The organism is Mesorhizobium sp. M7A.F.Ca.AU.002.02.1.1 (genome assembly GCF_003998535.1).
Classification (GTDB): domain Bacteria; phylum Pseudomonadota; class Alphaproteobacteria; order Rhizobiales; family Rhizobiaceae; genus Mesorhizobium; species Mesorhizobium ciceri.
This window is the reverse complement of record NZ_RZPB01000268.1, coordinates 1-7,406: the sequence shown is the minus strand read 5'-3', so window position 1 is coordinate 7,406 and position 7,406 is coordinate 1. Positions and strand designations below refer to the sequence as shown.

Here is a 7,406-nt window from a genome sequence, read left to right as displayed (position 1 = left end):
CCTCATCCTGTCGGGCGGTGAGCCGACCATGGTCGGCTCGACCTTCCTGCTCAGGCTCGCTTCCGGCTCGTTCGGACCGTTCAGCTATCCCGTATGGGTGGCGATCGCAGCCGTCATCGTCGCCCATATCGCGCTCTACCACACGCGTTTCGGCGTGCATCTGCTTGCCACCGGGGGCCAGGCCGAAAGTGCCGGCGCGCTCGGCATCCGCACCAACCGGGTCAAGATCGCCGCCTATACGATTTCCGGTCTCTGCGCCGGTGTCGCGGCCATTCTCCTGGTCGCCCGCATCGGCTCGGCCGAACCGCAGATCAACACCAGCCTGCTCTTGAATTCGGTGGCGGCGGTGGTGCTGGGCGGCGTCAGCCTGTTCGGCGGCCGCGCCAGCATTCTTGGGCCCGCCATCGGCGCGCTGATGCTCACGGCACTCGTCAATGGCCTGACCTTGCTCAATGTGTCGGCTTTCTACCAACCGCTTGCCGTGGGAGCCATCGTGGTGCTGGCGGCGCTGATCATGCGGTATCAGAAATGAGCGCTCCCCATCACATCCCCGCCGCTGAGGCGATCATCGCCTGCGAAGGGCTGAGCAAGCATTTCGGCGGCATCCGCGCCTTCACCGACGTCGCCTTCCAGGCCCGCCGCGGCGAGGTCACCGCCGTGATCGGCGACAATGGCGCCGGCAAGTCGACGCTGGTCCGCAGCCTGGTCGGCGTGCATCAGCCCGACGCCGGCGATCTGTTCTTCGACGGCCGGGCGCGGCCCTTCGCCAATCCCGACGAGGCGCGCAAGGCCGGCATCGAGACCGTGCACCAGAACCTGGCGCTGATCGACGAACTGACGGTCGCGCAGAACCTGTTCCTCAACCGCGAGATCGTGCGCCGCATCGGTCCCTTCGCTTTCCTCGACCGCAAGGCGATGAAACGCGAGGCCCGTTCCATGCTGTCGCGCCTGTCGATCAACGTGCCGTCGATCAACCAGCGTGTGCGGCGCCTGTCGGGCGGCCAGCGGCAGGCGATCTCGATCTGCCGCGCTGTCGGCTCCGGCGCCAAGCTGGTGGTGATGGACGAACCGACGGCGGCGCTCGGCGTGCAGGAGACGGCCAATGTCGAGGCGCTGATCCGACGCCTGCGCGAGCAGTCGGTCTCAGTCATCCTGGTCAGCCACAATTTCGATCAGGTCCGCCGCCTGTCCGACCAGATCTGGGTGATGCGGGCGGGAAAGATGGCGGCGACCGTGCGCGCCTCGGAGACATCAGGCAACGAGCTCGTCGCGCTGGTCACCGGCGCGGCATAGTCCTGCAGCATCAGACCTGAAATCAAAGGGAGTTTGCCGGTGGCACCAATTCGTGTCGGACTTATAGGTCTTGGAGAGGTCGCCCAGTCGATCCATCTGCCGGTGCTGAGCGATCAGCGCGAGCGCTGGGTGATCGCGGGCGTGTACGACGTGTCGCCCAGCCTGGTGGCGCTGTGCACCTCGCAACACCTGACGGCAAGAACCTTCGAGACGGCCGAGGCGCTAATAGCGTCACCCGACATCGACGCGGTGTTCGTGCTGTCATCCGACGACACCCACAGCCGCTTCGTGCACGCGGCGATTGCTGCCAACAAACATATCCTGCTGGAAAAGCCTGCCTGTCTGACGGTGCGCGAGATCGACGATCTGCTGGCGCTGATGCCGAGTTACGACAAGACCCTGTTCGTCGGCTATATGCGCCGCTACGCGCCGGCCTATCTGGCCGCCAGGGACGAGCTGCCGGCCTTCGCCGACATCACCCATGTCCGCATCTTCGACCTGATCTCGGAGGGCCGGCATTTCCTCAAGAAGAGCCAGAACGTCCTCTATCCCAACGACATAGACCCGGCCCTGCTGGCGCGTGGCGCCAAGGAGCGCGACGCGCTGATCCGCGAAGTCGTCGGTGCCGACGCGCCGGCCGACCTGGTGCGCGCCTATCGCGGGCTGACGGCGCTTTCCTCGCACCACATTTCAGCGATGCGCGGGCTGATCGGCGAGCCGGCGCGCGTGCTGGCCGCGCACCGCACCAATGGCGGCGCCAACACATCGGTCACCTTCGACTATGGCCATTTCGCTTGTCTCTACGACGCGGTGGTCGACGATCTCGGCCTGTTCGACGCAATGATCGAGGTGCGCTCCAACACCAGGCGCGTGCGCATCATCTACGACACGCCCTACATCCGCAGCCTGCCGACGCGGCTGGAGGTCACCGATGCCGGCCCGCTCGGCCCGGTGACGAAAGCCTTCGGCCCTCTCTACGGCGATGCTTTCTCGAATGAACTCGAGATTTTCCACCGCCACATCGCCGAAGGAACAAAGCCGCTGACCGACCTCGCCGATTCCCGCCGCGACCTGGCGCTGATGGCCGAAATCATCGAGCGTATGAAGGAGAGCGGCCAGCGTTGAGGCGCTCCCTACTGCCCTACTGCCCTACTGCCCTACTGCCCTACTGCCCTACTGCCCTACTGCCTTATTTCCCGCAGTGATGATCGTTGATCTTGTTCAATGCATTCGCGTCGGGTCCAACGCGATGGTAGGAGCACGCGCCAGCCGCCGTCGTCACCAACTGCTGATCGTAGTAGTGCGGGCCGCCGAACAGGATATCGATGAGATCGCCTTCGGCGGGAACGTAGCGTTCGGAGTGGACCCGGCGGTCGTAATGCCGGTCGCCAGCCAAGGCCGGGGCGCAAAGACTCGCGCCCGTAGCAACCGCGAGAGCTAGGATCGCAACGCATTTCGTGGTCATCGGCACACCCTTCTGGCCATTCCGGAATCGCACCATACATCCAAAACCGCCAGCCGGACAAAAGTTCCGAGAAGACCGCGATAGGCTCTTGCCGAAGCCTGCGGCCTCGCTCATCCATGGTGCGTGGAAATGTGGGATCCGTGATGACCGACGCCAGCCTTCACCTCGTCGAAGCGACGATCGACCAACTGCGCCGCGCGCTCGATCACGGCACCGTCACCAGCGTCGAACTGGTCGGGGCGTATCTCAGGCGCATCGCGCATTTCGACCGGCACGGCATCAGCCTCAATGCCGTCCCAGTGCTCAACCCTGACATGTTTGAGCAGGCGGCGGCCTCCGACCAGCGGCGCCGCAACGGCGCCGTGCTCGGACCGCTCGACGGCATCCCCTACACCGCCAAGGACAGCTACAAGGTTGCAGGCCTGACGGTGGCCGCCGGCTCGCCGGCCTTCGAGCATCTCATTGCCAATGAGGATGCCTTCACCATAGCCCGGCTGCGCGCCGGCGGTGCGGTGCTGATCGGGCTGACCAACATGCCGCCAATGGCCAATGGCGGCATGCAGCGCGGCGTCTATGGCCGCGCCGAAAGTCCGTACAATGGCGATTATCTCACCGCCGCCTTCGCATCGGGTTCGTCCAATGGCTCCGGCACGGCGACAGCGGCCAGCTTCTGCGCCTTCGGGCTTGGCGAGGAAACCTGGTCGTCCGGCCGCGCGCCGGCCACCAACAATGCGCTGGTCGCCTACACGCCGTCGCGCGGCGTCATTTCTGTGCGCGGCAACTGGCCCCTGGTGCCGACCATGGATGTCGTCGTGCCGCATACGCGCAGCGTGGCCGACATGCTCGAACTGCTCGATGTGATCGTCGCCGACGATCCCGAGGCGCGAGGCGATTTCTGGCGCGCGCAGCCTTGGGTCAAGCTGCCGAAAAGCTCCGATGTGCGGCCGCCCCGTTATACCGATCTCGCACTGGCGGGGTCGTTGAAAGGCAAGCGCCTGGGCGTGCCCAGAATGTATATCGGCCGCGACAGCGAGGCCGATGCGCCGATCGAAACCCGCGCCTCGGTGCTTGCCCTGTGGGAGCAGGCAGCGGCCGATCTCAAGCGGCTTGGCGCCGAGGTGATCGAGGTCGATTTCCCCGTCGTCTCCAACTACGAGCGCGACCGCCCCGGGGCGCGCACCATGGTCGAGCGCGGGCTGGTGCCGCAGGACTTCGCCGAGCGCGAACTCTGGGATCTCAGCATCTGGGGCTGGGACGACTTTTTGCGCGCCAATGCCGACCCGGCCGTGCCCGATCTCGTCTCCGTCGACGGCCCAAAGATCTTCCCGCAGCCGCCCGGCACGCTGCCCGACCGCTATGAGGGCGGCTTCGATCTGAGAGAATATGTGGAACGGGCGCGGTCCGGCGTCACGCCGTTCGCAGACATTCCAACGCTGGAAGACGGACTGAAGGGCCTCGAAGCAACAAGGCGGATCGATTTCGAGGTCTGGCTGGACGGCCAAGACATCGACGCCGTGGTGCTGCCCGCCGCCGCCGATGTCGGACCGGCCGATGCAGACATCGACGAGGCGTCCGCCGTCCTTGCCTGGCGCAATGGCACCTGGGTCGCCAACGGCAATCTGGTCTGGCGCCATTTTGGCATCCCGACCGTCACCGTGCCGATGGGAACCATGGCCGATATCGGCATGCCGGTCGGCCTGACCTTCGCCGGCAAGGCCTATGACGACGAAAGGCTGCTGCGCATGGCCGGCGACTACGAACAGTCGACCCGGCGCCGCACCCTGCCCCCACGCACGCCGGAACTGACTGAAGATGTATTTTCCCGCCGGCCCACGCAAACCGGTAGCGGCAAGGCACCTCCGCTCGTCATTGCGCTTGCCGCCGAGACGCGCACGACCGGCGATCAGGACGAGATCACCATCACCCTCGACCTGCCGATCGACGCCGAGGCGGAACACGCCAGCGTCAAGGTGCATGTCAACGGCGAGCCTGTCGCCATCCAGCGAAGCGGAGCGCGCTGCTGTGGACAGGCATTGGTTCCGGCCGCAGAGCACCAGCGGTTCCACAGCGTCTGGCGTGGCTCGTATGGCTCGATCGTGACGGCTATTGTGCGGCTGGAGGATGGGCGCAGCGCCGGCGCCTATCTGTTTACGGGCGGGATTGGATGAACGCCAGCAGCTAGGAAGGCAGCGAAGTCAGCCATTCTTCCCAAAATTCCTGCTGCATATGGACGAAAACCGGAACCACGTCGACGCCATCATCAAATATGTCGACCAGATCGCTCTCTTGCGGAAATTGCCCCGTCTTCACCTTGCAGGCTATCAATCCGCGACTTTTCTCCATCACGGTATTTTCCGGATAAACATTGGCGCTTGCTCCGTAACAGAAGGGTAGCAGGCCATCGACTTCGAGTGCCTGACGGATTTGGAACAGAGCCTCGAAAAAGTCTTCCTCTTCTGCCTCGATCACCTTGTCCCGATAACTGCATTTCAGATTGCAGGCAGCGCCGTTCACGTGCAGCGTGAACACGGCTTGCTCGTCGTCACCAACGGAACCTGCTCCGATCAGAAAAACAGTACGCTGATGGTCCATCTCATCCCCCTCGCCATGTGACGGGATGGTAGTACGACAACGGCCGCTTTCCAGCATGGCAGGGATTGGGACGCGGCCGCACTCCCTGCCGTCGTCATCCGCTGGCCGGGCGTCCCGCCGCAAAGGCAAGGTCCCGCCGAATGACATCCCGCTTGTCTTGCGACAGACCGGCAAGCAGCTTTTCATCGAGGCAGCCTGCTCGGATGAGATGAGTGAAGACATAAAGGAGCTGCGAATAGCGGTAGTCGAACGTCCGATCGATATCCCGCCGCTGTTCACGCAAATAGGCTTCCAGCTCCCACATCTGGGAGGGAACCGTCACCGCACTGGCCTTGCTCTTGAATTCGGCCATCGTCTTTGCGAGGGCCGCCTCAAGAGCCTTATCGAAGGCGTGGCGGGCGAGCTTCTTTTCGGAAGCGGACCAACTGGAATCGTTCATTGGATATCTCCGTAGATTTCCTGTGAATTCCATCAGATTTTCACGAACTTCGCCTGCTTCTACCCCCGCGCCGCCCAAAGCAAACCCCGCTCCACTATCAGCGCCATTTCCGGCACCGCGAACTCATCCGCCGTGTGACCAAGGGAACTGTAGAAAACCTTCCCCGCCCCATAGCGCCGTTTCCAGACGACCGGCATGACGACGCCGCCTATCCCCGGAAAATGCGCGTCGGTGAAGGTGGTGGTCGCCAGCACCTCATTGCTTGGGTCGACATGCATGTAATATTGCTCCGACCGGTAGGCGAAATCGCTGATGCCTTTTGTGATCGGATCGTCCGGCCGGGTGATCGCGACAGTGTAGTCGATGATGTTGCCGGGATGCGCCACCCATTGGCCGCCGGTCATGAACTGATAGTCAGGCTCATTGCGGAAACTGTCGCCCATCGTGCCGTGGAAACCGCCGAGCCCGCTTCCCCCGCGAACCGCAAGCGTCAGGTTCTGCAACTCGGCCTTTTCGATCGTCGACATCGTGATGACAGGCACGATGAGATCGAAGGAAGCAAGCTCCGGACCGGCGAACATCGCCGTGCCCTCACCCAGCGTGACGTCGAAGCCGTTTCGCTCAAGCAAGGTGCGAACGAGCTTCGCGCTCTGCTCCGGCGTATGGCCCTCCCAGCCGCCCCAGGCGATCAAGGCCTTCTTTGGCATTGTGTACCTCCCTGGAAAACTCGGCCCTGATCGATCCGGCGTCAGCGCCAGCCCAGCGCTGGAGCGACATGGGTCAGGATCGCCTCGATGACATGCGCGTTGTAGTCGACGCCGAGCTGGTTTGGAACGGTGAGCAACAGCGTATCCGCCTCGGCGATCGCCTCGTCCTGCGCCAATTCCTTGATCAGCACATCCGGCTCGGCCGCGTAGCTGCGCCCGAAAATCGCCTTGGTGTTCTCCTCGATGAAGCCGATCTGGTCGCGGCTCTCATTGCCGCGGCCGAAATAGGCGCGGTCGCGATCGTCGACCAGCGCGAAGATGCTGCGGCTGACCGAGACGCGCGGCTCGCGCTTGTGGCCGGCTGCCTTCCAGGCCTCGCGATAGATGCGGATCTGCTCGGCCTGCTGGATGTGGAACGGCTTGCCACTCTCGTCGAATTTGAGCGTCGAGCTCTGCAGGTTCATGCCGAGCTTGGCTGCCCATTCCGACGTGGCGTTGGTAGCCGCACCCCACCAGATCCGCTCGCGCAAACCCTCCGAATGCGGCTCGAGGCGCAAGAGGCCGGGCGGGTTGGGGAACATTGGCCGTGGATTGGGCTGGGCGAACCCCTCGCCGCGCAGCGTCTCGAGGAAGACCTCGGCGTGGTGCCTTGCCATGTCGGCGTCGCTCTGCCCTTCCGGCGGCGCGTAGCCAAAATGGCGCCAGCCATCGATCACCTGCTCGGGCGAGCCACGGCTGATGCCGAGCTGCAGGCGCCCGCCGGCGATGATGTCGGCGGCACCGGCATCCTCGGCCATGTAGAGCGGGTTCTCGTAGCGCATGTCGATGACCGCGGTGCCGATCTCGATGCGGCTGGTCCTGGCGCCGACCGCCGCCAGCAGCGGGAACGGCGACGCGAGCTGGCGGGCGA

9 protein-coding genes are annotated in these 7,406 nt (G+C 64.2%); 4 read left to right on the top strand and 5 right to left on the bottom strand.

What is annotated here, in order from left to right; genetic code table 11:
- The 3 genes from EN879_RS17525 to EN879_RS17515 all read left to right on the top strand — a co-directional run.
- On the top strand, positions 1 to 532 hold a 532-nt coding region (locus tag EN879_RS17525; RefSeq protein ID WP_164774448.1), incomplete at its 5' end, for an ABC transporter permease.
- Positions 529 to 1,293 carry an ATP-binding cassette domain-containing protein gene (locus tag EN879_RS17520; protein WP_063168679.1) on the top strand — a complete coding sequence of 255 codons (765 nt, stop codon included), beginning with the start codon at positions 529 to 531 and terminating at the stop codon, positions 1,291 to 1,293. The genes EN879_RS17525 and EN879_RS17520, both read left to right, overlap by 4 nt.
- A gap of 39 nt (positions 1,294 to 1,332) precedes the next feature.
- Positions 1,333 to 2,418 carry a Gfo/Idh/MocA family oxidoreductase gene (locus EN879_RS17515; RefSeq protein WP_063170299.1) on the top strand — a complete coding sequence of 362 codons (1,086 nt, stop codon included), beginning with the start codon at positions 1,333 to 1,335 and terminating at the stop codon, positions 2,416 to 2,418.
- A gap of 64 nt (positions 2,419 to 2,482) precedes the next feature.
- On the opposite strand, the gene EN879_RS17510 is transcribed toward EN879_RS17515, so the two are convergent.
- Positions 2,483 to 2,758, bottom strand: coding sequence for a hypothetical protein (locus EN879_RS17510; protein ID WP_024503933.1), 276 nt, complete (start codon positions 2,756 to 2,758; stop codon positions 2,483 to 2,485).
- A 143-nt stretch (positions 2,759 to 2,901) separates the two neighbouring features.
- Between EN879_RS17510 and EN879_RS17505 the strand changes: the two genes are divergently transcribed.
- Complete coding sequence (locus EN879_RS17505) at positions 2,902 to 4,926, top strand: amidase (RefSeq protein ID WP_063168680.1); 2,025 nt, start codon at positions 2,902 to 2,904, stop codon at positions 4,924 to 4,926.
- 10 nt (positions 4,927 to 4,936) lie between these two features.
- On the opposite strand, the gene EN879_RS17500 is transcribed toward EN879_RS17505, so the two are convergent.
- From EN879_RS17500 to EN879_RS17485, 4 genes are all read right to left on the bottom strand, one after another.
- Positions 4,937 to 5,350 carry a hypothetical protein gene (locus tag EN879_RS17500; protein WP_063168681.1) on the bottom strand — a complete coding sequence of 138 codons (414 nt, stop codon included), beginning with the start codon at positions 5,348 to 5,350 and terminating at the stop codon, positions 4,937 to 4,939.
- Between the two features lie 94 nt (positions 5,351 to 5,444).
- Positions 5,445 to 5,789 carry a hypothetical protein gene (locus tag EN879_RS17495; protein WP_013530500.1) on the bottom strand — a complete coding sequence of 115 codons (345 nt, stop codon included), beginning with the start codon at positions 5,787 to 5,789 and terminating at the stop codon, positions 5,445 to 5,447.
- Between the two features lie 59 nt (positions 5,790 to 5,848).
- Positions 5,849 to 6,496 (bottom strand): ThuA domain-containing protein, encoded by a 648-nt coding sequence (locus EN879_RS17490; protein ID WP_063168682.1) that lies wholly within the window; start codon positions 6,494 to 6,496, stop codon positions 5,849 to 5,851.
- Between the two features lie 41 nt (positions 6,497 to 6,537).
- Positions 6,538 to 7,406: LLM class flavin-dependent oxidoreductase (locus EN879_RS17485; RefSeq protein ID WP_164774447.1), on the bottom strand; the 869-nt coding region annotated here is incomplete at its 5' end.

Bases quoted from the DNA above. Each gene is read 5' to 3' on its own strand.
- EN879_RS17505 (WP_063168680.1), top strand. From the start codon at position 2,902: ATGACCGACGCCAGCCTTCACCTCGTCGAAGCGACGATCGACCAACTG.
- EN879_RS17510 (WP_024503933.1), bottom strand. From the start codon at position 2,758: ATGACCACGAAATGCGTTGCGATCCTAGCTCTCGCGGTTGCTACGGGC.
- EN879_RS17520 (WP_063168679.1), top strand. From the start codon at position 529: ATGAGCGCTCCCCATCACATCCCCGCCGCTGAGGCGATCATCGCCTGC.
- EN879_RS17500 (WP_063168681.1), bottom strand. From the start codon at position 5,350: ATGGACCATCAGCGTACTGTTTTTCTGATCGGAGCAGGTTCCGTTGGT.
- EN879_RS17490 (WP_063168682.1), bottom strand. From the start codon at position 6,496: ATGCCAAAGAAGGCCTTGATCGCCTGGGGCGGCTGGGAGGGCCATACG.
- EN879_RS17495 (WP_013530500.1), bottom strand. From the start codon at position 5,789: ATGAACGATTCCAGTTGGTCCGCTTCCGAAAAGAAGCTCGCCCGCCAC.